Raw genomic sequence first — 23,896 nt, 5'->3', positions numbered from 1 at the left:
CATGGCGGCTGCGTGGCATCCGCCCTATGGGTTTGGCGTTTGCTGGTATTGGAACTTGCCCGGCATGTCGGCGCTGGCCAGGCGTTGCAGTGGCAGTGAACCTTGTGTGGTTTTCAATTGCAGCGCCAGATCTGCCCCATCCATCCACGCGGCCAGGGCGTCATCGCCTTCCGGCACAAATTGCGCCATGGCCTGCGCCATATCGCGGTCATCCAGTTGCGCTACCACGTCGCCGCTGCGCAGCACCAGGTGGCCGTCTTCCGTCAGCCACGCCTCATCGATCGTCGCCAGCGGTGCGCCCGTATGCAAGACATAGCCGTGGACCGGATCCGTGCGGCAGACAAAAGGCGCCGCTTCCAGGTTGACATAGACGCGCTGCGGCCCATTCTGGAAATACCAGCAGCCACGCTCGTCGCGGTCGTAATTGCGGACAATGAAGCCCACCAACGCTGCATTGGTCAGCTTATCGCCCGGCAAGTTCAAATGCTGGGCGCGTTCATCGCGCATCCGCCAGTTGCCCCGCGCATCGAGGTTCAGCCAGCCGTAGCAATGGGGCACATTGGGCCATTTCGCCAGCGCCTGTTTGACGATCTCGTCCATGTTATGCCTCGCAGTGTTGTGCCGCCGCTCCGGCGCGGCTGGCGGCCGGGTTTTCCAGGAAATGCAGCAAACGCTGCGGCAACCACGCGAGACTGCCGGGCACGCCGCCGGCGGCGAAGCCCACGTGGCCACCCTGTTCAGGATAGTCCAGCGTGACGCACGGTGCGGCCTGGCGCGGCAAATGTATACCGGGCAGGAAGGGATCGTTCAGGGCGTTGAGTACCAGCGTCGGCACGGTGATATCCATCAGCACGTGTTTGGCGCTGGCGCGGTGCCAGTAATCGTCGGTATCGCGGTAACCGTGCAGCGGCGCGGTTACCACGTTATCGAAAGCGTATAAATCGTTGGCCGCCTGCAATGCTTGCAAGTCATACAGGCCGGGGAATTGCTTCAGCTTGGCCACGCACTTCGGCTTCAGGGTGTTCAGGAACATGCGGGTGTAGACGCGGTTGAAGCCGCGCGACAACGCATCGCCGCCGCGCGCCAGATCCAGCGGGGCCGACACGGCCGCTGCCGCATCGACAAAGCCGGCCTGGCCCTGCGATTCGCCCAGCCAGCGCAGCAAGGCATTGCCGCCCAGCGACACGCCGGTGGCGTAAAAGCGTGAACAGGCCCGGTCCCGCGCATGGGTGTGCAGGCGGCGCACGATCCAGTCGACTTCCTGCGCGTCGCCGGAATGGTAAAAGCGGGGCGCCAGGTTGGGTTCTCCCGAGCAGCCACGGAAATGCGGCACCGCGCCCGACCAGCGCCGCGCCTGCAATTCCGCCATCAGCGCCCGCGCGTAATGGCTGTCCGACGACCCTTCCAGCCCGTGGAACAACACGACAAACGGTTTGCCCGCGTCGCCATCGACAAAATCCACATCGATAAAATCGCCGTCCGGGGCGGACCAGCGTTCGCGCCGGAACCTGACGTCCGGTTTGCGGATACAGGTGGCCGGATAAATGGTTTGCAGGTGGCCGCTGGGGAGCCAGAGTGGGGCGGTGTACTTCATGCGGGCATCAATGCAGCATTTGCGCGGGATTTTCAACCGGTACGGGGCCGGGGGCAACGGACACATGGTGCAGGACGATGCGCCAGCCCTTCGGCGTTTTAATATAGACGTTGCTGGCGACCAGGTGCGCCGGTTCGCCGCTGGCGGCCGTCACGCCTTCCACCACCGAGTGGATGGAGCACATCAGGTTGTGCGTTTCATGCAGCACGGACGGCATGATGTGCAGGCCGCCGTGTTCCAGGATGAGCGACCACGATTCGCGGATGGCGCGGTGGCCCACGAGGCGGGGGCCGCCCGGATGGATGCAGGCGATTTCATCGTCATCGGCCCACAGCGCCATCAGCGCATCGACATCGGCCCGGTTCATCGCATCGTAAAAAGCAGCTTCGACTTCAGCGGCGCTGCCGTTCAACTGCTTTTTCCTGGTAGGCATGGTGCGCTCCGGGCGATGTAGGGAAGGATTAGTGATGCGGAACCACCGTGCCCGGCTTCAGGCGGTAAGCGGTGCCGCAGTACGGGCACTTGGCTTCGCCGTCGTGGTTGAAGTCGAGGAACACGCGCGGGTGCGACGACCACAGCGGCATGGCTGGGTTCGGGCAGTGGGCCGGCAAGTCCTTGCCTTCGAGTTCGACGGCTTGAGTGGTGGCGTTGGTCATCTTGGCTATCTCCGGAAGCGGTAACTGATAAAGCACAGATTCTAACGGATTCGGGCAGCGAGCAAAAATCATCGGTAGAATAGCGGCTGATTCCGGCACTTCCGACATGAACGAACCACACCGCGAGCCGCCGCCGCACCCTCCTGTTATTGATTCCCACGATGAAGCCGCCTGGCGCGACGGGCTGAAAGATGGCATGCCGACCCTGTTCGGCATCGGCGCCTGGGGATTGGTCGTGGGCGTGGCCATGGTCAAGAGCGGACTGACGGTGGCCCAGGCCCTGGGGATGACTTTCCTGGCGTTTGCCGGTTCCGCGCAACTGGCGGCGCTGCCGCTGATCGCTTCCGGCGCCCCGGTGTGGGTGGTGTTTTGCACGGCGATTGCCGTCAACCTGCGCTTCGTGATTTTTTCCGTCCTGCTGGCCCCGCATTTCCAGCATTTGCCGTTACGTCAACGTTTCCTGCTGGGCTACGCGTCCGGCGACATGACGTCGGCCTTGTTCCTGCAGCGCTATCCTTCCGAAGAACCGCAGCGCGGCAAGTTGTCATACTTGAAAGGCTTGATGTACCCAAACTGGGCGGCATGGCAAATCGGTTCGATTGCCGGCATTTTTGCCGGCAGCGCCGTGCCGGCCGAGTGGGGACTGGGCTTTGCCGGCACCCTGGCCATCATGTGCATCCTGGTGCCGCTGATCGCCAACCGGCCCGCGCTGGTGGGCGTGCTGGTGGCGGGGACCGTGGCTGTGTGGGGTCATGCGCTGCCCTATAAGCTGGGTTTGCTGGCGGCGGTGCTGGTGGGCATGGTGTCCGCCATGGCGGCGGAAGAGTTATCGGATAAGTTGAAAGGAAAGCTGCGTGGCTGACTGGGAAATCTGGCTGACCATCGTGGCGCTGGCCGTGGCCACGGGCGCCACCCGCGCGTCGTTCTGGCTGGTGGGCCACCATATCACGATCCCGAAACGGGTCCATGAGGTGCTGCGCTATGCACCGGCATGCGCGCTGGCCGCCATCGTCGCGCCGGATTTGCTGCTCGACCCGGCGGGGCACGTGCATTTCGAATACAGCAACCCGAAACTCGTGTCGGCGCTGGTTTCTGTTGTGTTTTATATACTACGGCGCAACATGCTGGAAACCATCATTTTCGGTATGGCGTTCTTCACAGCGCTCAGGCTGTTGCACGTTTTTTAAACGAATCAGGTGCTGCATTGCGGTAGAATAGCGGCTTTCCAACATTTTGCCCTAGCCTAGCCATGCAAGCTGTCCTGAATTTCACCCGCCTGCAAGACCTGCTCCCACAACTGCAAGGAAAACGCGTTTTCATCCGCGCCGATCTGAACGTGCCGCAAGATGACGCCGGCAACATCACCGAAGACACCCGCGTTCGCGCTTCCGTACCGGCCATCCGCGCCGCGCTGGATGCGGGCGCCAAAGTCATGGTGACGTCGCACCTGGGCCGCCCGACCGAAGGCGAGTTCAAGGCGGAAGACAGCCTGGCGCCGGTCGCCAAGCGCCTGTCCGAGCTGCTGGGCCAGCCGGTGGAACTGAAGCAGAACTGGGTGGAGGGCGCCGGCCTGGACAACCTGCAAAACGGCCAGGTGGTCTTGCTGGAAAACGTCCGCGTCAACAAGGGCGAAAAGAAGAATTCGGATGAACTGGCCCAGAAAATGGCCAAGCTGTGCGACGTGTACGTCAACGACGCGTTCGGCACCGCGCACCGCGCGGAAGCCTCGACGCACGGCATCGCGAAATTCGCGCCAGTCGCGGCCGCCGGCCCGCTGCTGGCCGCCGAACTGGATGCGCTGGGCAAGGCGCTGGGCGCGCCAGCCCGTCCGCTGCTGGCCATCGTGGCCGGTTCCAAAGTCTCGTCCAAGCTGTCGATCCTGAAAGCGCTGTCGGAAAAAGTCGACGGCCTGATCGTCGGCGGCGGCATTGCCAACACCTTCATGAAGGCTTCCGGCCTGAACATTGGCAAGTCGCTGGTGGAAAACGACTTGCTGGATGAAGCCAAAGCCATCATCGAGATCATGGCCAAGCGCGGCGCGGAAGTGCCGATTCCTGTGGACGTCGTGTGCGCCAAGGAATTCGCGCCGACCGCCGTCGCCACCGTGAAAGCCGTGGCGGACGTGGCGGATGACGACATGATTCTGGATATCGGCCCGCAAACGGCCAAACTGCTGGCGGAGAAAATCGCCGCAGCCGGCACCGTGGTGTGGAATGGCCCGGTCGGCGTGTTTGAATTCGACCAGTTCGGCGAAGGTACGAAGACGCTGGCGCTGGCGATTGCCGACTCCAAAGCATATTCGATCGCCGGTGGCGGTGATACGCTGGCGGCGATTGCAAAATATGACATTGCCGATAAAATTGGTTATATCTCTACCGGTGGCGGCGCTTTCCTGGAGTTCCTGGAAGGCAAGATTCTGCCAGCCGTGGAAATCCTGACCCAGCGCTACACCAAGTAACGCTGGATTCCGTAGGGCGGGTTTTACAAACCCGCCACCGCGTCACCGTAACGCATGCACGGCGGGTTTGTAAAACCCGCCCTACGTCCAACAAGGAGCTCTATCCTATGTCCCGCGGTACTAAAATCGTCGCCACCATCGGCCCAGCTTCCACCGACTTCGATGTCTTGTGCAAAATGATCCGGGCCGGCGTCGATGTCGTGCGCCTGAATTTCTCGCACGGTAAAGCGCAAGACCATATCGACCGCGCGACGCTGGTGCGCCGCGCCGCCGCCGAATGCGGGCGCGAAGTGGCGATCATGGCGGACATGCAGGGACCAAAGATCCGCATCGGCAAATTCGAAAACGGCAAGATCGAACTGGCCAATGGCGATGCGTTCATCCTGGACGCGAAATGGGGTGAAAACGGCGAGCTGGGCAACCAGGAAAAGGTCGGCCTCGACTACAAGGCGCTGCCGTCCGACGTGCATCCGGGCGACACCCTGCTGCTGAACGATGGCTTGATCGTGCTGACCGTGGTGCGCGTGGTGGGCAGCGAAATCCACACCACCGTGAAAATCGGCGGCGAACTGTCGAACAATAAAGGCATCAACCGCCAGGGCGGCGGCCTGACGGCGCCGGCGCTGACGGCCAAGGACATGGAAGACATCAAGACCGCGATGAGCTTCCAGGCCGATTACCTGGCCATCTCGTTCCCGAAAAACGCCACCGACATGGCGATGGCGCGCCAACTGGCCAATATCGCCGGCGAACCGTACCGCCACAAACCGATGATGATCGCCAAGATCGAGCGCGCGGAAGCGATTCCCGCGCTGGCTGAAATCCTGGGCGCATCGGACGGCATCATGGTGGCGCGCGGCGACCTCGCCGTGGAAGTGGGCAACGCCGCCGTGCCGGCGCTGCAAAAGCGCATGATCAAGATGGCGCGCGAAGCCAACAAGCTGGCGATCACGGCGACCCAGATGATGGAGTCGATGATCGTCAATGCGGTGCCGACCCGCGCCGAAGTGTCGGACGTGGCCAATGCCGTGCTCGATGGCACGGATGCCGTGATGGCGTCCGCGGAAACGGCGGCCGGCAAATACCCGATTGAAACCGTCGAAATGATGGCGGCCATTTGCGTGGAAGCGGAACAGTCCGAGTACAACAAGCTCGACGCCGACTTCCTCAACGTGACGTTTACCCGGATCGACCAGTCGATCGCGTACGGCGCCCTGTTCACGGCGCACCACTTGCGCGTGAAAGCCATCGTGGCGCTGACGGAATCCGGCTCGACCGCACTGTGGATGAGCCGTCACAGCATCGATACCCCGATTTTCGCGCTGACGCCGAGCGTGACCACGGCGCGCAAGGCGTCGCTGTACCGCAACGTGCGCGCTTACCAGTTGCAGCAGGGCACCGACAGCGCGGTCGTGCTGCGCGAAGCAGAAGAGCTGCTGGTGGAGTATGGCATCGTCCGCAAGGGCGACATGATCGTCGTCACATGGGGTGAACCCATGGGCCAGGTGGGGGGCACCAATGCCCTGAAGATCGTGAAGGTCGGTGAATTCAGCTAAGAATTTCTTTTTTATTATTGTTATTGGAGTCTTACCATGTCCCTCGTATCCATGCGCCAGCTGCTGGACCATGCCGCAGAAAACGGCTATGGCATCCCAGCCTTTAACGTCAACAACCTGGAACAAGTGCAAGCCATCATGGCGGCAGCCGATGCGCTGAACAGCCCGGTGATCATGCAAGCGTCGGCCGGCGCCCGCAAATACGCCGGTGAAGCGTTCCTGCGCCACCTGATCGACGCCGCGGTGGAAGCTTACCCGCACATCCCTGTCGTCATGCACCAGGACCACGGCCAGTCGCCGGCAGTCTGCATGGCTGCGATCCGCTCGGGCTTCACGTCCGTGATGATGGACGGTTCGCTGGAAGCGGACGGCAAATCGGTGGCTTCGTACGAATACAACGTCGACGTGTCCCGTGAAGTGGTGAAGTTCTCGCATGCCATCGGCGTGACGGTGGAAGCGGAACTGGGCGTGCTGGGTTCGCTGGAAACCATGAAGGGCGACAAGGAAGACGGCCACGGCGCCGACGGCACCATGACCCGCGAACAACTGCTGACCGACGTGGCCCAGGCTGCCGACTTCGTGGAAAAGACCCAGTGCGACGCGCTGGCGATCGCCATCGGCACCTCGCACGGCGCCTACAAGTTCACCCGCAAGCCAACCGGAGACATCCTGGCAATCGACCGCATCAAGGAAATCCACGCACGTATCCCGAACACCCACCTGGTGATGCACGGTTCGTCGTCGGTGCCGCAGGAACTGCTGGCCATCATCCGCGAATTCGGCGGTGACATGAAAGAGACCTATGGCGTGCCAGTCGAAGAAATCCAGGAAGGCATCCGTCACGGCGTTCGCAAGATCAACATCGACACCGACATCCGCCTGGCGATGACCGCTGCGATCCGTAAATTCATGTTCGAAAACCCATCGAAATTCGACCCGCGCGATTACCTGAAGCCGGCCCGTGCCGCCGCTGAAGAAATCGTCAAGGCCCGCCTGCTGGCATTCGGCTGCGAAGGCCAGGCTGGCAAGATCAAGCCGCTGCCGCTGGAAAAAATGGCAGAGCGTTACAAGGCCGGCTCGCTGGCCCAGATTGTGAAGTAAAATTCTGTTTGGACGGGCTCACCACAAGCCCGTTCCACAGCCTGATTCTTTCCAACCGGCGGGCTTTTCGGCTGCGCCGGTTTTGCATATCTACAAATCCCCTCCGCTATGAACAGCCTTTACCAATCCTCCATCAAGTCCCTGCCATTGCTGGGTCACGGCAAAGTCCGTGACAACTACGCCGTAGGCGACGACAAGATCCTGATCGTCACCACCGACCGCCTGTCCGCTTTCGACGTCGTCATGAACGAACCGATTCCCGGCAAGGGCATGGTGCTGAACCAGATGAGCGATTTCTGGTTCGAGAAACTGGGCCATATCGTACCGAACCACCTGACCGGCGTGGCGCCGGAGTCGGTGGTGGCGGCGGACGAAGTGGAGCAGGTAAAGGGCCGCGCCGTGGTGGCCAAGCGCCTGAAGCCGATCATGGTGGAAGCCGTGGTGCGCGGCTACATCATCGGTTCGGGCTGGAAGGATTACCAGGCCACGGGCAGCATCTGCGGCATCAAGCTGCCGGAAGGCCTGCAACAGGCCGAGAAGCTGCCTGAGCCCCTGTTCACCCCGGCTGCCAAGGCGGACCTGGGCGAGCATGATGAAAACATCAGCTTTGCTGAAATGGAAAGCCGTATCGGCGCCGAGCTGGCCGCGAAAATGCGCGACGTCTCGATCGCGCTGTACAAGGCGGCTTCGGAATACGCCGCCACCAAGGGCATCATCATTGCCGACACCAAGTTCGAATTCGGCCTCGATGAAAACGGCGTGATGCACCTGATGGATGAAGTGCTGACGGCCGATTCGTCGCGCTTCTGGCCCGCCGATTCGTATGCGCCAGGCATGTCGCCGCCATCGTTCGACAAGCAATTCGTGCGCGATTACCTGGAAACGCTGACCGACTGGGGCAAGACCGCACCGGCGCCGGCGCTGCCGGCCGACGTGATCAACAAGACCCAGGCCAAGTACTTTGAAGCCATCGAACGCCTGACCGGCGAAAAGCTGAAGGTATGAGCATGAGCGACCAAAACAAGCCGCTGGTCGGCGTCATCATGGGCTCGTCGTCGGACTGGGATGTGATGCAAAATGCCACCAACATCCTCAAGCAGTTCGGCGTCCCGTTTGAAGCGCAAGTGATTTCCGCGCACCGCATGCCGGACGAAATGTATGCGTACGCGAAAAGCGCCCGCGAGCGCGGCCTGCGCGCCATCATCGCCGGCGCCGGCGGCGCCGCCCACTTGCCAGGCATGGTGGCCGCCATGACCATCGTGCCGGTGCTGGGCGTGCCGGTGCCGTCGAAATACCTGCGCGGCGAAGATTCGCTGTTGTCGATCGTGCAAATGCCGAAAGGCGTGCCGGTGTCGACCTTCGCCATCGGCGAAGCGGGCGCCGCCAACGCGGCGCTGACGGCCGTCGCCATCATCGCCACCACGGACGATGCGCTGGCCGCCAAGCTGCTGGAATTCCGCGCGACGCAGACCGCTGCCGCGCAAGCGATGACGTTGCCGGTGAATGAATGAGTGATACGGTAAACAACCCACCCAGCTGGCTGGGTGTGATGGGCGGCGGCCAGCTGGGCCGCATGTTTGCGCAAGCCGCGCAAAGCATGGGTTACCAGGTGGCCGTGCTGGAACCTGCCGCCGATTGCCCGGCCGGGCAGGTTGCGCAGCGTTTGGTCAACGCCGGTTACAGCGACGCCAGCGGCCTCGACGAACTGGCCAAACAATGCGTGGCCGTCACCACCGAATTTGAAAACGTGCCGGCCGACTCGCTGTCGCGCCTCGCGCAAACCGTGTTTGTCGCGCCGAACGCCCATGGCGTGTCGGTGGCGCAGGACCGGATTGCCGAGAAACGTTTCTTTGTCGGCTGCGCGCCGAAATCCGGCGTGATGCCGGCGCCGCACAAGGTGATCGCGTCGCAGGACGATATCGATGCGATCAGCGACGACTTGCTGCCCGGTATTCTGAAAACCGTGCGCATGGGTTACGACGGCAAGGGCCAGGTGCGCGTGAAATCGCGCGACGACGTGCGCAATGCATTTGAAGCCATGGGCAAGGTCACCTGCCTGCTGGAGAAAATGCTGCCGCTGGCCTATGAAGTGTCGGTGCTGACGGCGCGCGGCGCCGATGGCGCATCGGTCGTGTATCCGATCGCGGAAAACGTGCACCGCGACGGCATCCTGTTCACCACCACGGTGCCGGGCCCGAACGTGTCCGCGCAATGCGCCAAGGCGGCGCAGGATGCGGCCACCGCCATCGTGGCCGAACTGGGTTACGTCGGCGTGCTGTGCATCGAATTCTTCGTGCTGACGGACGGCACGCTGGTGGTCAATGAAATGGCGCCGCGTCCCCACAACAGCGGCCATTACACGATCGATGCATGCGTGACCAGCCAGTTCGCACAGCAGGTGCGCGCCATGGCGCGTTTGCCGCTGGGCGACGTGCGCCAGCATTCGCCGGCCGTGATGCTCAACATCCTCGGCGACGTGTGGTTCGAAGACGGCAGCGATATCCCCCGCATGCCAGCCTGGGACAAGGTGCTGGGCTTGCCGGGCGCCTGCCTGCACCTGTATGGCAAGGAAGATCCGCGCCGTGGCCGCAAGATGGGCCACATCACGTTCATCGGCGCCACCCTGGCCGATGCGCAGCGCCAGTTGCACGCCGCCTGCGCTATCCTGGGCATTCCTGCGTGAGTCATGCAGTGAGCGACATCGACCACAAAGTGCTGGGCCAGGCTGCCGCGATTCTCGAATCCGGCGGCCTGGTGGCGTTCCCCACCGAGACCGTGTACGGCCTCGGTGCGGACGCGGAAAATCCCGCTGCCGTGGCGCGTATTTATGCCGCCAAAGGCCGTCCCAATGACCATCCGGTGATCGTGCACGTGGCGCCTGGCGCCGACCTCGATTACTGGGTCACGGATATCCCCGAGGTGGCGCGCCGGCTGGTCGACGCCTTCTGGCCCGGCCCGCTGACGCTGATCCTGAAGCGCCATCCGCGCATTCCCGACGCCGTGTCCGGCGGCCAGGATACGGTGGGTTTGCGCTGCCCCTCGCACCCGGTCGCGATTGCCCTGCTGTCGGCCTTCAAAGGCGGCAAGGGTGGCGTGGCGGCGCCGTCGGCCAACAAGTTCGGCAATGTCAGCCCGACCACCGCGCAGCACGTGCGCGATGAATTCGGCCCGGACGTGCTGGATGCGGCCGGCATGGCGGAAACCGCCGCGCACGCGGTGGCGGCCATGATCACGGCGCGCATGGACGATCCTGACGCGAAAGTATTCGACACCGCGCGCAGCCTGCGCGTGGCCGTGCTCGATGGCGGTTCCAGCCAGGTCGGCATCGAATCGACCATCCTCGACTTGTCGCGGCTGGCCACGCACGGCCCCGTGCTGCTGCGTCCCGGCCATATCGGCGCGCAGGATATCTGCGACGTGATCGGCGTGATGCCGAACTTGCCGGACCAGAGCGCGCCCCGCGCTTCCGGCACGCTGGAATCGCACTATGCGCCGAAGGCGCCGGTGGCGCTGGTCGACGCCGGGCAACTGCCGGACGTGCTGGCGCGGCTGGCCGCCAGGGGCCACAAGGCGGCGGTTATCCATTATTGCGATAACGGCGCGCTGCCGGCCGGTGCGTTCGCCGCGCACCAGCACATGCCGTCCGACGCCCCCGGCTATGCCTACGGCCTGTATGCGGCGCTGCGCGCCATGGACCAGAGCGATGCGCAACTGATCCTGGTGGAAGCGCCGCCGCAAACCGATGCGTGGCTGGGCGTGAACGACCGGCTGCGCCGCGCCGCCTTTGGCGCGACAGGCCTGGTCGGCAGGCTGTTGCAAGGCTGACGGTAAATCCACCGCAGTGTGCGCTCACGCACACTGCGCGCCCGCGCAAATTGCGTGTATTCTGGTATTGTTGAGTGGCACCCTTGAACAGGGGGCCACGCCGGTTTCCGGCCGGCGCGCATAACAAGAATAGGGAGGCCAGCCATGGTCTTACGCTTGTGTGCATTTGTCCTTGCCAATGCAGCAATGGCCGCCGGCGCCGCTGAGCGCCCGTCCGATCTTTCCGATGCCCCCGCCGCCATCATTACCGCGCCCGCCTATGCGCCCGCCATGACGGGCGGCAGCGCATCGGCCGCGGCAGGCACGGTGGTGGCCCAACTGGCGCGCCAGGCGCCCGCGCGCGGCGCGTTGCTGGCCGGCCCCACCTTGGTGCCGATCGACGTCGTGACCGACACCATCGACAAGCTGGAGCCCTCGATGCTGCGCTCCGTGCTGAAGCGGCGCGACGGCTTGCTGAAAATCACGGGCGAACCCCGCTGCACGATTTCCATCCACAGCTTGCGTTACCAGACCGTGGGCGGGCAGGGCGAGCCGACGGATGCGGGCGCCGTCATCATGGCGCCGTCCGGCAAGGATCCGGCCTGCAACGGCCCCCGTCCCGTCATGCTGTATGCGCACGGCACGGTGCTGGACAAAACCTTCAGCATGGCGCGCCTGAATGGCGAAGCGCGGCTGGTGGCCGCCATGTTTGTCGCGCAGGGTTATGTCGTGGTGGCGCCGGACTACGCCGGGTATGGCGTGTCGTCGCTGCCGTATCACCCCTACCTGAACGCGGACCAGCAATCGGCCGACATGGTCGACGCGCTGCGCGCCGCCCGCGCCGCGTATGGCGTGCTGGGCTTGGAGGTCTCGCAGCGGCTGTTTTTGACGGGGTATTCGCAAGGGGGCTTCGTGGCGCTGGCCACGCAGCGCGCGATCCAGCAATACCACGCCGACGAATTCAAGGTGACGGCGGCGGCCGGGCTGTCCGGCCCTTATGCATTGGCGCAGATGGCGGACGACATCTTCAGCGGCCGGCCCAGCACGGGCGTGACGTCGTACCTGCCGCTGCTGACCACGTCCGGCCAGCGCGCAGGCGCCGCGCTGTATGCGGCGCCGGAGGATTTATATGAAGCCCGTTATGCGGAAGGCATCGAATCGCTGTTGCCCACCAAAATCAAACTGGACGACCTGGTCAACAAGGGAAAGTTGCCGAAAGGCGCGCTGTTCGCCCACGATTCGCAGCCCCAGGCAGCCGATGCATCCGCGTTCTTTGCCGACCGCAACCTGGTGCGTACCAGTTACCGCAACGCGTATCTGCAGGACATGGCGGCGCACCCCTGCCGCAGCGATGCGGCCGAACCGCTGGCCTGTGCGCCGGAACACGGCTTGCGCAAATGGATGGTGAAAAACGACTTGCGCAGTTACGTGCCACAAACCCCGCTGCTGCTGTGCGGCGGCGCACGCGATCCCGTGGTGCCGTTTTCCAACGCGGAAAGCGCCGCCGCGTATTTCAACGGCCATGGCGCGCGTGCCGTGCTGGTCGACCTGGAAACCATCCAGCCGCAAGACGCTTATCTCGCGCAAAAGCAGGGTTTTGCCCACGAATTGCAAGTGCTGGCGCAGGATGCTGCCAAGAAGGGTAATGATCCTGGCAAGGCGGTGTCTGACCGTTACCACAGTCGGCTGGCCGCCAGCTTTTGCCTGATGACTGCGCGCGACTTTTTCAATTCTGCAAGCCCCTAGTCTGCTATTCTGACCCGATTGTCTAATCGGGAGCAGTACATGCGGTACACATTCACGTTGCTAGCCACGTTGGCGCTGACGGCCTGCGGTGGCGGCAGCGGTGGCAGTAACAATACACCCAGCAGCGGCGGCGTCGTGATCTTGCCGGAACCGCCGGCGCCGCAGCGCGGTTCGCTCGTCGGCAGCCCGGCCGCCGTCCCGATCATGGTCAATGGTGTCGCCGTCAACACGCTGGAGCCGCAGCAATTCAAGCAAATGCTGGACAGCGCCCAATACGGCGCCAGCGGCATCACCAGTACGCCGGTGTGCGCCGTGTCGGTACAGACGGTGCGCTACAACACCGTGGGTTCCGCCTATGAAGCCACGGAAGCGTCGGCGGCCGTCTACCTGCCGTCGGGCACGGATCCCGCCTGCACCGGTTCCCGTCCCGTGCTGCTGTATGCGCACGGCACGTCGCCCTTGAAATCGTATGACATGGCCAACCTGGCGGGCACCGAAGCGCGCCTGGTGGCGGGCATTTTTGCCGCGCAGGGCTTTATCGTGGTGGCGCCGAATTACGCCGGTTATGCCGGCTCGTCGCTGCCGTACCACGCTTACCTCGATGCGGAACAGCAGGCGGCCGACATGATCGACGGGCTGCGTGCGGCGCGCAAGGCGTATGCGCAAGTACTGGGCGCATCGAAACTGTACGTCACCGGCTATTCGCAGGGCGGCCACGTGGCGGTGGCGACGCAGCGCGCCATGCAATTGCGCTATCCGACGGAGTTTTCCGTGGCGGGGGCGGCCGGTTTGTCCGGCCCGTACGCGCTGCTGAAGTTTGGCGAAACCATGTTTGGCGGCGCTCCGACGACGGGCGCCACCGCCTTCCTGCCGATGCTGACGACGGCCGCCCAGCGCGCCAATGCGGGTGTCTACGCGAGCTCGGTGGACATGTATGAAAGCCGCTATGCCAACGGCATTGAGACCCTGTTGCCGGGCACGCAATCGCTGGGCGAACTGGCGTCGTCCGGCCGCCTGCCTGAAAAGGCCCTGTTTGCCGGCAATTCCGTGCCGCAAACGGCCGGCTTTGAATCATTCTTCGGCGATAACAACCTGGTGCGCACCGCTTACCGCGACAGCGTCACGGCCGACATGCGCAACAATCCGTGCAACGCCACGGCGGAAGCGCCATTGGCCTGCGCGCCCGTGCAACCGTTGCGCAAATGGCTGCTGCGTAATGATTTGCGCAGCTATGGGCCGACCGCGCCGCTGCTGCTGTGCGGCGGTGATAGCGATCCGGTCGTCCCGTTTTACAACACCACGGCGGCCGGTGACTATTACCGCGCCCACAAGACCGGCGCCGCGCTGCACGTGGTCAATGTCGACAGTACACCTGGCCTGGGCGATGACTACGCCCAGGTCAAACTGGGATTCCTGGCCGCCAAGAGCGCGGTCAGGATCAACGCCGCTGTCACCGGCGGTTCCGGTGATGCCGCGGTCAGGGACGCGTACCACGCGGGATTGGTTGCACCGTTTTGCCTGCGCGCGGCACGGGACTTCTTCCGTGCCCGGTAAGCAGCAATTTGCATATCCCCCCGGGCGTGGATTTGGAGTGGTTTTGTCTGCATGTCCGGAATTGCTTCCGTGTACGTAAACCAGTCGTTAGAATACGCCCTCGGTTAGTTAGGTAATTTACAAAATTGCCCTATACAAGGACGGGAGCGGCTGGCATATTACGCGGATTGCCTAATAGCACGTACGTTCGATTAGTAGAATAATTCTCAAAAGGAGACACAATGCGACAAACGAAAATTGCGTTCGCAGTCATGGCCATGGCGGCCGTTCTGGCCGGTTGCAGCGGCAACAGCGGCAAGCCCAGCGCCGGTGATCAAACCCTCAAAGTCAAATTCGCATCGCAAGTCTCCTTCGGCGACAGCTTGAATGACGTCGGCACCTATGCGGTCGGTGGCGTCAAGGCGCTCGGTGGCGGCAAATACATCATCAATGGCACCTCGGGCACCGGCCCTGAATTCTCCGGCAAGATCTGGCTCGAACACATGGCTGCCCAATTTGGCTTGCCGGCGCCATGCGCCGCGATGACGGGCCTGGACGGCGATGCCGCCAAGGGCTTCAAAGTGCCGGTCACCACGTACGCGGGTTGCTACGGTTATGGACAGGGCGGCGCCCGTGTCTCCAATCCGGTCGGCCCCGGCAATAAATTGACAGGCAGCGCACTGGGCTTGCTGACGGTGCCCGTTGCCCAGCAAGTGAAAAACCACCTGGCTGCCGTTGGCGGCAAATTCAAGGGGGATGAAATCGTCTTCGTGATGGCGGGCGCCAGTGACCTGGTGTTTAACCTGGGCGCACTGTCGGCTGCCGCAACGGCCGCGGGCACTTCGGCCGGCACCACCGCCTTTGCCAACAGCCTGATCAGCCAACTGGCTGCCGGCACCACCAACCCGCAAACGGCGGCGCAAGCGATCGGCCTGGCGATGGCGGCGGAGTCGGCCAATCCCGGCAAGACCGACGCATCGGTGGTGGCTGCGGCGGTAACGGCAGCCGTCAAGGCGGGCAATACCGCGGTGGCGTCGCCGGCCGTGTATGGCCCGATGGTGGTCAAGGCCCAGGCCGACGCGACGGCGGCCGGCACCAAGGCGGGTAACGATTACGCTGCCGCGCATTCGGCGGAGCAAGTGGTGGCCATGGCCACCGCTGCCAAGGAACTGGTTGCCATCGTCAAGAACCAATTGTTGTCGAACGGCGCCAAATATGTGGCCGTGAATAACTTGCCGGACGTCTCCACCACGCCATCGGGCCTGGCGCAGTCCAGCGCCAACCAGGCGTTGATCGTGGCCATGGTCAAAGCGTTCAATGACGAACTGGATAAAGGCTTGTCGGGTATCGACACGGTATTGCTGGTCGACGTCTTCACGTCCAGCCGCGATCAGTCCACCAATCCTGCGCCATACGGCTTGACCAACGTCAAGGACACGGCATGCGATCTGAGCCCGGCGAAAAACCCGCTGGGCATTGCGCTGACCTGCAACCTCAACAACCTGAAACCAGGCGATGTGGGCCGCTATTCCTTCGCGGATGAGACGTTGCCGACGCCGTTTAACTACTGGCTGCTGGCGCGCTTCGTTTCGGAAAAAATGATCGTCAAGGGCTGGCTGTAAGCCGCGCGGCACCAATCGGATACTGGAGACACAATGAAAAAACAAATCAATAGCGCAGTGAAATTACTGGCGCTGGCTGCGGCGCTGGGCGCCGCGTCCGCTGCATCGGCGCAGTCGGCTGGCCAGTGGACGGTCAAGGTTGGCTTGAACAACCTCATGCCGGATGTAAAGAGTGGGGCTGTCACGGCACCGGCATTGCCAAACAGTAAGGCCGATATTGGCGACGACATGCAGCCTATCGTCACCTTCAGCCGCATGCTGACCGATAACATTTCGGCCGAACTGGATCTGGGCGTGCCGTACAAGCACAAGATTTATGGCGACGGCGCACTGGAAGGCGCGGGCAAGATGGCGACCTCGGAAGTGCTGCCGCCGACGGCGTTCATCAACTACCATTTATTCCAGCCGAACAGCATGATCCGCCCTTACGCGGGGCTGGGCATTACCTATGCGATGTTCCGCAATGAAACGGGGTCCGGCCAGTTGACGGCAGTATTGGACCCGGGTGGCAAACCCGTCACGTTCGCGATGAAAGACAAAGTGGCGCTCAGCTACAAGCTGGGCACGACCGTTTCGTTCAAACAAGACTGGTTCGTTGACGTGTGCGTGATCAAGACCAAGCTGAAGACCTCGGTCAGCTATTCGACGGGCCAGACCCAGGTTGCCGCCCTGGACCCGACCGCCGTCGCCATCTCGATCGGCCACCACTTCAACTGGAAGTGATAAGCCATCCCGGTCCCGGGTTTGACGGGACCGGAAACAAGAACGATAGTGCTTTTGGGGCCAGGCCCCGAAATGTCGAGTAGATTTTGCTGTAGAAAAAACGCCGCAGGGTTGCCCCTTGCGGCGTTTTATTTCAGGCGTCCGGGATTACTGGAAGGCCTGGATGCCCGTGATGGCGCGGCCCAGGATCAGGGCGTGGATGTCGTGCGTGCCTTCGTACGTGTTGACCACTTCCAGGTTCACCATGTGGCGCACGATGCCGAATTCGTCGGAGATGCCGTTGCCACCCAGCATATCGCGGGCAGTGCGGGCGATGTCCAGCGACTTGCCGCAGGAATTGCGCTTCATGATCGACGTGATTTCCACGGCAGCCGTGCCTTCATCCTTCATGCGGCCCAGGCGCAGGCAGCCTTGCAGTGCCAGCGTGATTTCCGTCTGCATGTCGGCCAGTTTCTTTTGCACCAACTGGTTGGCGGCCAGCGGACGGCCGAACTGGCTGCGGTCCAGCGTGTACTGGCGCGCCGTGTGCCAGCAATCTTCGGCGGCACCGATGGCGCCCCACGCGATGCCGTAGCGGGCCGAGTTCAGGCAGGTGAACGGGCCTTTCAGGCCGCGCACGTCCGGGAATGCGTTTTCTTCAGGGCAGAACACGCTATCCATGACGATTTCGCCCGTGACCGAGGCGCGCAGGCCGAATTTGCCGTGGATGGCAGGGGCGCTCAAGCCTTTCATGCCTTTATCCAGGATAAAGCCGCGGATCGCGCCTTCGTCATCCTTGGCCCACACGACGAACACGTCCGCCACCGGGGAATTGGTGATCCACATTTTCGAGCCGGTCAGCTCGTAGCCGCCCGCCACCTTGCGGGCGCGGGTCACCATCGAACCCGGGTCGGAACCGTGGTTGGGTTCGGTCAGGCCGAAGCAGCCGATCCATTCGCCGGTGGCCAGTTTCGGCAGGTATTTCTGTTTTTGCGCTTCCGTGCCGAATTCATGGATCGGCACCATGACCAGCGACGATTGCACGCTCATCATCGAGCGGTAGCCGGAATCGACGCGCTCCACTTCGCGCGCGATCAGGCCATAGCTGACATAGTTCAGGCCGGGACCGCCATATTGTTCCGGAATCGTCGGGCCCAGCAGGCCCAGTTCGCCCATTTCGCGGAAGATACTGGTATCCATGCGCTCGTGGCGGAAGGCTTCCAGGATGCGGGGCGCCAGTTTGTCCTGGCAATACGCCGCGGCGGCGTCGCGCACCATGCGCTCGTCGTCGCTCAGCTGGCTATTCAACAACAGGGGATCATCCCAGTGGAATTGCGCGCGGGCTTGGCTCATCGTAGTGGTCTCTCGTTATGGTGGATGATCCCGCCATTCTAGAACGGTGCCTGGTGCGCTGCTTTTGAAATGGCGACACCAATTTCCGTTTTTGACACGCCGGCCCGGCTATTTCAGCTTGCCGAACTGTCCGCCATGGAAGATGAGGGGGGATTGGGGCGTAAAAGCGCAATCTTCGACTTCGCCGACAAAGATCACGTGGTCGCCTTCCGGGTAGCGGCTGCGGTTGTGGCATTCGAACCACGCGATGGCGTCCTTCAGGATCGGCATGCCGGTGCGCGACAATTCAAATTCCACGCCATCCCACGGGTCGTCCGAGCGGCGCGAAAACAGCTTCGCCAGGTGAGCCTGTTCCGCATTCAGTACATTGATGACGTAATGCGAATTGCCGCTGAAAATCGGCAGGCTGTTGGCGGACGTTCCCAGGCTCCACAGCACCAGCGGCGGGTCCAGCGATACGGAATTGAAGGAACTGGCCGTCAAGCCGCGAAAACTGCCGTCTTCGAGGCGCGTGGTGATGACTGTGACGCCGGTGGCGAATTGCGACAGCGCCTGCCGGAAATGCAGGGAATCGAATTCGCGCGACTCGGCGCGGGGGGAGCTTATATTCATAGGAATGCCTGTATCTTTCCGCCATTATGCCAAAGAACGCAGGGATGCAGTCTGGCCCCATTTGCGTTACAGTAGCCTTTATGAAAGTGATCTCTGCACAGGGGGCTGTATGACCACGGAAACCGCTGTCCTTGGGGGCGGCTGCTTTTGGTGTATTGAGGCGGTATACCTGGAGGTGCGGGGCGTCACAGCCGTGGAATCGGGTTATACGGGCGGGCAGCAGGCAAATCCCACGTATGAACAGGTTTGCACCGGCGGCACCGGCCACGCCGAAGTGGTGAAACTGGCCTTCGATCCGGCCGTCATCACCTACCGCGACATCCTGGAAATCTTCTTTACGATCCACGATCCCACCACCCTGAACCGCCAGGGCAACGATGTCGGCACCCAGTACCGCTCCGTCATTTATTACCAGTCGCCGGAACAGGAAGCCACGGCGCGCCAGGTGATGGCGGAAATGGCGGCGGTGTGGGATGCCCCGATCGTCACGGAATTGTCGGCGCCGCAGCCGTATTACCGCGCGGAAGACTATCACCAGAATTACTTTGCCCAGCACCCGCTGCAGGGTTATTGCGCTTTCGTGGTGGAGCCGAAAGTCGCCAAGTTCCGTAAGATGCACAGCAGCCGGCTCAAATAACCACACATGAACGTCGTAATCGTCGACGACACGCACATCAACCTGGTTTTGATGTCGCGTCTGATCGGCAAGCTCGATGACGTGCAGACCGTGACATTCCAGGCCGCGCAGCCGGCGCTGGAATGGTGCAACAGCCACCCGTGGGATTTGCTGATCATCGATTACATGATGCCCGATATGAACGGGCTGGAATTGATCGCCCGCTTGCAGGGGGATCCGCGCGAACGTCCGCCCGTGCTGATGGTGACGGCCAGCATGGATGTCGAAGTGCGGCACCGGGCGCTGGAAAACGGCGCCAGCGATTTCCTGATCAAGCCGATCGACAAGGTCGAATTCCTGGCCCGCACCCGCAACATGCTGCAATTGCGGCGCGCCACGGTGGGCTTGCAGCACCGCGCCAGCTGGCTGGCCGACGAAGTGGCCAAGGCCACGGTGGAATTGCGCGACCGCGAACAGGAAACCATCATGCTGCTGGCGCGCGCATCGGAATACCGCGACCCGGAAACGGGCGCCCACATCCTGCGCATGGCCCATTATTCGCGCCTGATCGCCGACCAGCTGGGATTGCCGCCGCAAGAGCAGGAAGACATCTTCAATGCCGCGCCCATGCACGACGTGGGCAAGGTCGGCACGCCCGACCAGATCCTGCTGAAGCCGGGCCGCCTGAATGACGAGGAAATGGCGGTCATGCGCCAGCACGCGCAAATCGGCTATGACATCCTGAAAAGCAGCCAGGCGCGCATGCTGCAACTGGCCGCCGCCATCGCGCTGACGCACCACGAGCGCTACGACGGCGCCGGCTATCCGCACCGCTTGCAGGGCGACGCGATTCCACTGGCGGGCCGCATCGTCGCCGTGGCCGACGTATTCGATGCGCTGACCAGCCGCCGCCCGTACAAGCGCCCATGGACCATGGAGGCGGCGCGCCAGTACCTGCTCGACAACAGCGGCAGCCACTTCGATCCCCGCTGCGTGGAAGCCTTGCTGGCGCGCTGGGACGATGTGCAGGCGATCCGCGCCCGCTACGAAGATCCTGAACACGCCGCCGGCGGCGCCTGACATGCAGTATTTCCGCCTGCTGAAACTGATACGGCGCGCGCTGGGCGCCGTCAATGACGAAGAAATGGCGCACCGCCTGGCGTCGCTGCGGGCCATCGGCGAAACGTCGCTGGCGAACGGCCTGGTGGCGCTGTTGCAGGAGGGCGAGCGGGCCGATCCCGGACTGGAACCGCGGCTGCGCGAAGTGGAGGCGGAGCTGGCGCTGGTGCGCGCGGAAAACCTGTTGCTGCACCAGGAAGCGGCGCGCCACGGGCTGGGCACGCGCAGCGGCCGCGAAGAAGCGCGCCGCCTGGCCGCCTTGCTGCAGGACTTGCAGTTGCACCGCGAAGACGATGCCGTGCATAACCAGCAATTAACGGAACAAATCCTCGACCAGTTGCCGATCCCGATTTTCCTCAAGGACCGCGCCGGCCACTACCTGCGCTTCAACAAGCGCTTCGAGGAGTACACGCAGCGTACGCGCGAGGAAATCCTGGGCCGCACCATCGAACATATCGCTTCGCCGCGCTGGGCCGAAGCGACGCGGCGCGAAGATGCGCTGGCGTGGCAGGGCCAGATCGTGCACAGCGAACGGCGCCTGATGGGCTTTGACCCGCCGCGCGACGTGATGGTGTCGCGCAGTGTCATCAGCAGCGGCGGCAATGAATACATGCTGGGCTATTTCATCGACATCAGCGAACAGCGCGCCGCGCGCGAAGCGATGCAGCGCGCCGTGGAGTCCGCGGAGGCGGCCAGCCGCGCGAAAAGCGAATTCCTGGCCAACATGAGTCACGAAATCCGCACGCCGATGAATGGCATCATCGGCATGACGGAGCTGGTGCTGGAGTCGGACCTGAGCCCGGAGCAGCGCGCCGACCTGGCGCTGGTGAAGGCGTCGGCCGAAGCGCTGATGAATATCGTGGATGGCATCCTGGATTTTTCCAAGGTGGAGGCGGGCAAGCTCGATATCGAGGAAGTGCCGTTCGAGTTGCGGCAAATGGTCGACGACGCGGTGCGCGTGATGGCGCTGCGGGCGCGCCAGAAAGGGCTGGAGCTGCGCTGCGTGCTGCCCGCGTCGCTGCCGCGCAATGTGCGGGGCGACCCGGGACGGCTGCGCCAGGTGTTGATCAATTTGATCGGCAACGCCATCAAGTTCACGGCCAGCGGCCATGTCGAAGTGGCGTTGGCGCTGGAACAGGATGGCGATGAACAGTGCGCCATCTGTTTTACGGTGAGCGACACCGGCATCGGCATCCCGTTGGCCAAGCAGCAATTGATCTTTGAACCGTTCGCACAAGTCGATGGCTCCACCACGCGCCAGTTTGGCGGCACCGGGCTGGGACTGACGATATGCCGCCGCCTGGTGATCCTGATGCACGGGGAATTGCACGTCAGCAGCGAGCCGGGCCGGCGCAGCCGGTTTTCGTTCACGGTGCCGTTGCGGCATACGGGCCTGGCGGTGGTGGCGCCGCTGCGAGCCGCCAGCGTACAGGCGGCCGACCTGGATTCCGCCGTGGGCGGCGACGTGGCGGGCCAGCCTGCGCCGGCGGGGGGGACGGGGCCGGGCGGCGCGCAGGCGGACACACCCGCGCCGCCCGGCAGCCTGCGCGTGCTGCTGGCGGAAGACAATCCGGTCAACCAGCGACTCGCACTGCGCCTGCTGGAAAAGCTGGGCCACCGCGCCACGCTGGTCGACAACGGCGTCGCCGCGCTGGAAGAGGCGACCCGTACCGCCTATGACGTGGTGCTGATGGATGTGCAAATGCCGGTGCTGGACGGCCTGGCGGCCACGCGCCATATCCGCCAGTGGGAACATGGCGGCAAGCGCCACGTTCCCATCATTGCCATGACGGCGCGCGCCATGGCGGGCGACCGCGAACATTGCCTGGAAGCGGGCATGGACGATTACCTGTCGAAACCCATCGACCTGGCCCGCTTGCGGCAGGCGCTGGCGCCGTATGTGGCGCAGCCGGCTGCGCCGGTGCTGGACTGGGAGGCTGCGCTGCTGCGGCTGGACGGGGACGAGGATTTACTGCGTGAACTGGCTGCACTGTTCGTGCAGGATGGCCCGCAACTGTGGCGCGACGTGCTCGATGCGCGGGCGGCGGGCGAGCATGAGCGCTCGTCCCGCGCCATCCATAGCCTGAAAGGCGTGCTGGTGAACTTCGGCGCGCAGCGGGCGATCGCGGCGGCCGAGCGGCTGTCGTCGGGCAGCGAGGGCAGCGATGTGCTGGAACTGGCGCTGGCGGAAGTTTACCGCGAACTCTCGTCCAGGCTGGACGCCTGCTGATACATGTACCGCCGCGACCACGGCAACGCCTGTGGATGCCGTCCCGCCTTGCCGCAGACGATCTGGTACAGGCTGATCCAGTCCTGGTCGAACGCATAGCTGCATCCCGCCAGGTACACGTGCCAGATGCGGTAGCGCTTGTCGCCGCCCAGCGCGCGCATGCGGTCCGCGTGCGCTTCCGCATTGTCGGTCCAGATCGCACAGGTGCGGGCGTAATGGCGGCGCAGGTTTTCCATGTCGTACGCTTCCAGCCCGCCCTGCTGCATGGCCTTCAATACTTCGCCCACGTGCACCAGTTCACCTTGCGGGAACACGTATTTGTCGATGAATTCGCCGCCGCCGTACGGCGTTTCGCGGTTGTCGTGGTCCGTGCTGGTGATGCCGTGGTTCATGGCCACGCCATCTTCGGCCAGCAGGTGCGCCATGGCGGAGAAATATTCCGCCAAATGGCGTTTGCCGACATGTTCAAACATGCCGACGCTGGTGATGCGGTCGAACGTGCCGCGCACGTCGCGGTAATCCTGCAGGCGGATTTCCACCAGGTGCGCCAGCCCCGCCTGTTCGACCCGCTGCCGCGCCAGCGCATACTGGTTTTCCGACAGCGTGATGCCGACGCAGCGCGCACCATACTGCTGCGCCGCGCGGATCGCCAGCGCGCCCCAGCCACAGCCGATGTCGAGCAGGGTCTGGCCCGGCCGCAGGCGGATCTTGGTGAGGATATGGTCGATTTTCTGCTGTTGCGCAGTGGCCAGGTCTTCATCGCCCCGTTCGAAATAAGCGCACGAGTACACCATGGCGGGATCGAGGAATTGCGCGTAAAACTCGTTGGAGACGTCGTAGTGGTAGCGGATCGCTTCCGCATCGCGGGTTTTGCTGTGGACGAAATTGCGCACCACGCTGGCGGCGCGGCCCGGCTGCGCCAGGGTGGTGCGGGCCAGCGCGTTGACGACGGCAATCATGTCGCGCGCCGCGCCCCGCACTTCGATGGCGCCTTCCACGTAAGCGGAACCCAGATTGGCCAGCGACGGCGTCAGCAGGTAGCGGGCAGCCGATGGCTGCGGCACGCGGATCGTCACGCGCGGCGCCTCGGTGGAAAAATCCAGTTGCTGGCCATTCCACAATTCGATGCGCAGCGGCAGCGCCATTTGCCGCCGCACTTGCGCCATCCAGGCCTGGATGCGGGATTGAAATACG

The 23,896-nt window shown here is 63.3% G+C and carries 23 protein-coding genes; 16 read left to right on the top strand and 7 right to left on the bottom strand.

Translation table 11 applies throughout. The features are described 5' to 3' along the window. Nucleotides 1-24: 24 nt before the first annotated feature. Genes GJ700_RS17135 through GJ700_RS17120 form a run of 4 tightly spaced genes read right to left on the bottom strand, consistent with a single transcriptional unit; the run spans nt 25 to nt 2,250 of the window. Nucleotides 25-600: a DUF2946 family protein gene (locus GJ700_RS17135; protein ID WP_154376011.1), complete on the bottom strand. Its 576-nt coding sequence runs from the start codon at nt 598-600 to the stop codon at nt 25-27. 1 nt (nt 601) lies between these two features. Then, nucleotides 602-1,594 (bottom strand): YheT family hydrolase, encoded by a 993-nt coding sequence (locus GJ700_RS17130; RefSeq protein ID WP_154376009.1) that lies wholly within the window; start codon nt 1,592-1,594, stop codon nt 602-604. Between the two features lie 7 nt (nt 1,595-1,601). Next, nucleotides 1,602-2,027, bottom strand: coding sequence for a YybH family protein (locus tag GJ700_RS17125; RefSeq protein ID WP_154376007.1), 426 nt, complete (start codon nt 2,025-2,027; stop codon nt 1,602-1,604). 28 nt (nt 2,028-2,055) lie between these two features. Beyond that, on the bottom strand, nt 2,056-2,250 hold the full coding sequence (locus GJ700_RS17120) for a zinc-finger domain-containing protein (protein WP_154376005.1): 195 nt from the start codon (nt 2,248-2,250) through the stop codon (nt 2,056-2,058). Between the two features lie 106 nt (nt 2,251-2,356). On the opposite strand from GJ700_RS17120, the gene GJ700_RS17115 reads away from it, so the two are divergent. The 13 genes from GJ700_RS17115 (at nt 2,357) to GJ700_RS17055 (ending at nt 16,793) form a co-directional block, all read left to right on the top strand. Further along, the gene (locus tag GJ700_RS17115) at nt 2,357-3,112 is read left to right on the top strand and encodes an AzlC family ABC transporter permease (RefSeq protein WP_154376003.1); all 756 of its coding nucleotides are present in this window, start codon (nt 2,357-2,359) and stop codon (nt 3,110-3,112) included. Beyond that, entirely contained in the window at nt 3,105-3,437 is a 333-nt protein-coding gene (locus tag GJ700_RS17110) for an AzlD domain-containing protein (protein ID WP_371867997.1), read from the top strand. The genes GJ700_RS17115 and GJ700_RS17110 overlap by 8 nt, the downstream gene beginning before the upstream one ends. A gap of 62 nt (nt 3,438-3,499) precedes the next feature. Further along, nucleotides 3,500-4,708: a phosphoglycerate kinase gene (locus tag GJ700_RS17105; RefSeq protein WP_308700688.1), complete on the top strand. Its 1,209-nt coding sequence runs from the start codon at nt 3,500-3,502 to the stop codon at nt 4,706-4,708. Nucleotides 4,709-4,815: 107 nt separating this feature from the next. Then, on the top strand, nt 4,816-6,264 hold the full coding sequence (pyk, locus tag GJ700_RS17100; RefSeq protein WP_154376001.1) for a pyruvate kinase: 1,449 nt from the start codon (nt 4,816-4,818) through the stop codon (nt 6,262-6,264). Between the two features lie 36 nt (nt 6,265-6,300). Beyond that, a complete protein-coding gene (fba, locus tag GJ700_RS17095; RefSeq protein WP_154375999.1) occupies nt 6,301-7,365 on the top strand; it encodes a class II fructose-bisphosphate aldolase in 1,065 nt (354 codons plus the stop codon). A 108-nt stretch (nt 7,366-7,473) separates the two neighbouring features. Beyond that, the gene (locus GJ700_RS17090; RefSeq protein WP_154375996.1) at nt 7,474-8,370 is read left to right on the top strand and encodes a phosphoribosylaminoimidazolesuccinocarboxamide synthase; all 897 of its coding nucleotides are present in this window, start codon (nt 7,474-7,476) and stop codon (nt 8,368-8,370) included. Nucleotides 8,371-8,372: 2 nt separating this feature from the next. Next, complete coding sequence (gene purE, locus GJ700_RS17085) at nt 8,373-8,876, top strand: 5-(carboxyamino)imidazole ribonucleotide mutase (RefSeq protein ID WP_154375994.1); 504 nt, start codon at nt 8,373-8,375, stop codon at nt 8,874-8,876. Next, nucleotides 8,873-10,048 carry a 5-(carboxyamino)imidazole ribonucleotide synthase gene (locus GJ700_RS17080; RefSeq protein ID WP_154375992.1) on the top strand — a complete coding sequence of 392 codons (1,176 nt, stop codon included), beginning with the start codon at nt 8,873-8,875 and terminating at the stop codon, nt 10,046-10,048. The genes purE and GJ700_RS17080 overlap by 4 nt, the downstream gene beginning before the upstream one ends. Nucleotides 10,049-10,056: 8 nt before the next feature. Beyond that, complete coding sequence (locus GJ700_RS17075; RefSeq protein ID WP_371867996.1) at nt 10,057-11,190, top strand: L-threonylcarbamoyladenylate synthase; 1,134 nt, start codon at nt 10,057-10,059, stop codon at nt 11,188-11,190. Between the two features lie 144 nt (nt 11,191-11,334). Further along, complete coding sequence (locus GJ700_RS17070; RefSeq protein WP_154375990.1) at nt 11,335-12,915, top strand: alpha/beta hydrolase family protein; 1,581 nt, start codon at nt 11,335-11,337, stop codon at nt 12,913-12,915. A 39-nt stretch (nt 12,916-12,954) separates the two neighbouring features. Next, on the top strand, nt 12,955-14,469 hold the full coding sequence (locus GJ700_RS17065; protein ID WP_154375988.1) for an alpha/beta hydrolase family protein: 1,515 nt from the start codon (nt 12,955-12,957) through the stop codon (nt 14,467-14,469). A 221-nt stretch (nt 14,470-14,690) separates the two neighbouring features. Continuing rightward, on the top strand, nt 14,691-16,070 hold the full coding sequence (locus tag GJ700_RS17060) for an SGNH/GDSL hydrolase family protein (protein WP_154375986.1): 1,380 nt from the start codon (nt 14,691-14,693) through the stop codon (nt 16,068-16,070). Between the two features lie 33 nt (nt 16,071-16,103). Beyond that, nucleotides 16,104-16,793 carry an OmpW/AlkL family protein gene (locus tag GJ700_RS17055; RefSeq protein WP_154375984.1) on the top strand — a complete coding sequence of 230 codons (690 nt, stop codon included), beginning with the start codon at nt 16,104-16,106 and terminating at the stop codon, nt 16,791-16,793. Between the two features lie 147 nt (nt 16,794-16,940). On the opposite strand, the gene GJ700_RS17050 is transcribed toward GJ700_RS17055, so the two are convergent. Both GJ700_RS17050 and GJ700_RS17045 read right to left on the bottom strand, forming a co-directional pair. Next, entirely contained in the window at nt 16,941-18,125 is a 1,185-nt protein-coding gene (locus GJ700_RS17050; RefSeq protein WP_154375982.1) for an acyl-CoA dehydrogenase, read from the bottom strand. Nucleotides 18,126-18,233: 108 nt separating this feature from the next. Next, nucleotides 18,234-18,737 carry a flavin reductase family protein gene (locus GJ700_RS17045; RefSeq protein ID WP_154375980.1) on the bottom strand — a complete coding sequence of 168 codons (504 nt, stop codon included), beginning with the start codon at nt 18,735-18,737 and terminating at the stop codon, nt 18,234-18,236. A 109-nt stretch (nt 18,738-18,846) separates the two neighbouring features. On the opposite strand from GJ700_RS17045, the gene msrA reads away from it, so the two are divergent. Genes msrA through GJ700_RS17030 form a run of 3 tightly spaced genes read left to right on the top strand, consistent with a single transcriptional unit; the run spans nt 18,847 to nt 22,702 of the window. Then, on the top strand, nt 18,847-19,374 hold the full coding sequence (msrA, locus tag GJ700_RS17040) for a peptide-methionine (S)-S-oxide reductase MsrA (RefSeq protein ID WP_154375978.1): 528 nt from the start codon (nt 18,847-18,849) through the stop codon (nt 19,372-19,374). Between the two features lie 6 nt (nt 19,375-19,380). Continuing rightward, on the top strand, nt 19,381-20,433 hold the full coding sequence (locus GJ700_RS17035; RefSeq protein WP_154375976.1) for an HD domain-containing phosphohydrolase: 1,053 nt from the start codon (nt 19,381-19,383) through the stop codon (nt 20,431-20,433). Between the two features lies 1 nt (nt 20,434). After that, nucleotides 20,435-22,702 (top strand): ATP-binding protein, encoded by a 2,268-nt coding sequence (locus tag GJ700_RS17030; protein ID WP_154375974.1) that lies wholly within the window; start codon nt 20,435-20,437, stop codon nt 22,700-22,702. On the opposite strand, the gene GJ700_RS17025 is transcribed toward GJ700_RS17030, so the two are convergent. Further along, nucleotides 22,666-23,868 (bottom strand): class I SAM-dependent methyltransferase, encoded by a 1,203-nt coding sequence (locus tag GJ700_RS17025; protein WP_154376264.1) that lies wholly within the window; start codon nt 23,866-23,868, stop codon nt 22,666-22,668. The two genes, GJ700_RS17030 and GJ700_RS17025, sit on opposite strands and share 37 nt — an antisense overlap. Nucleotides 23,869-23,896: the final 28 nt, after the last annotated feature.

The organism is Pseudoduganella rivuli, assembly GCF_009674485.1.
In the GTDB taxonomy this organism is placed as follows: domain Bacteria; phylum Pseudomonadota; class Gammaproteobacteria; order Burkholderiales; family Burkholderiaceae_D; genus Rugamonas; species Rugamonas rivuli_B.
Note: the sequence above shows the minus strand (reverse complement) of the source record. Positions and strands in the feature narration are given on the sequence as shown.

Excerpts from the sequence above, each read along its gene's own strand:
- GJ700_RS17025 (WP_154376264.1), bottom strand. The coding sequence starts at position 23,868 with ATGGCGCAAGTGCGGCGGCAAATGGCGCTGCCGCTGCGCATCGAATTG.
- GJ700_RS17080 (WP_154375992.1), top strand. The coding sequence starts at position 8,873 with ATGAGTGATACGGTAAACAACCCACCCAGCTGGCTGGGTGTGATGGGC.
- GJ700_RS17050 (WP_154375982.1), bottom strand. The coding sequence starts at position 18,125 with ATGAGCCAAGCCCGCGCGCAATTCCACTGGGATGATCCCCTGTTGTTG.
- GJ700_RS17060 (WP_154375986.1), top strand. The coding sequence starts at position 14,691 with ATGCGACAAACGAAAATTGCGTTCGCAGTCATGGCCATGGCGGCCGTT.
- purE (WP_154375994.1), top strand. The coding sequence starts at position 8,373 with ATGAGCGACCAAAACAAGCCGCTGGTCGGCGTCATCATGGGCTCGTCG.
- GJ700_RS17105 (WP_308700688.1), top strand. The coding sequence starts at position 3,500 with ATGCAAGCTGTCCTGAATTTCACCCGCCTGCAAGACCTGCTCCCACAA.
- GJ700_RS17115 (WP_154376003.1), top strand. The coding sequence starts at position 2,357 with ATGAACGAACCACACCGCGAGCCGCCGCCGCACCCTCCTGTTATTGAT.
- GJ700_RS17070 (WP_154375990.1), top strand. The coding sequence starts at position 11,335 with ATGGTCTTACGCTTGTGTGCATTTGTCCTTGCCAATGCAGCAATGGCC.
- GJ700_RS17065 (WP_154375988.1), top strand. The coding sequence starts at position 12,955 with ATGCGGTACACATTCACGTTGCTAGCCACGTTGGCGCTGACGGCCTGC.
- fba (WP_154375999.1), top strand. The coding sequence starts at position 6,301 with ATGTCCCTCGTATCCATGCGCCAGCTGCTGGACCATGCCGCAGAAAAC.
- GJ700_RS17130 (WP_154376009.1), bottom strand. The coding sequence starts at position 1,594 with ATGAAGTACACCGCCCCACTCTGGCTCCCCAGCGGCCACCTGCAAACC.
- GJ700_RS17120 (WP_154376005.1), bottom strand. The coding sequence starts at position 2,250 with ATGACCAACGCCACCACTCAAGCCGTCGAACTCGAAGGCAAGGACTTG.
- GJ700_RS17090 (WP_154375996.1), top strand. The coding sequence starts at position 7,474 with ATGAACAGCCTTTACCAATCCTCCATCAAGTCCCTGCCATTGCTGGGT.
- GJ700_RS17035 (WP_154375976.1), top strand. The coding sequence starts at position 19,381 with ATGAACGTCGTAATCGTCGACGACACGCACATCAACCTGGTTTTGATG.
- GJ700_RS17045 (WP_154375980.1), bottom strand. The coding sequence starts at position 18,737 with ATGAATATAAGCTCCCCCCGCGCCGAGTCGCGCGAATTCGATTCCCTG.
- GJ700_RS17135 (WP_154376011.1), bottom strand. The coding sequence starts at position 600 with ATGGACGAGATCGTCAAACAGGCGCTGGCGAAATGGCCCAATGTGCCC.
- msrA (WP_154375978.1), top strand. The coding sequence starts at position 18,847 with ATGACCACGGAAACCGCTGTCCTTGGGGGCGGCTGCTTTTGGTGTATT.
- pyk (WP_154376001.1), top strand. The coding sequence starts at position 4,816 with ATGTCCCGCGGTACTAAAATCGTCGCCACCATCGGCCCAGCTTCCACC.
- GJ700_RS17055 (WP_154375984.1), top strand. The coding sequence starts at position 16,104 with ATGAAAAAACAAATCAATAGCGCAGTGAAATTACTGGCGCTGGCTGCG.
- GJ700_RS17030 (WP_154375974.1), top strand. The coding sequence starts at position 20,435 with ATGCAGTATTTCCGCCTGCTGAAACTGATACGGCGCGCGCTGGGCGCC.
- GJ700_RS17125 (WP_154376007.1), bottom strand. The coding sequence starts at position 2,027 with ATGCCTACCAGGAAAAAGCAGTTGAACGGCAGCGCCGCTGAAGTCGAA.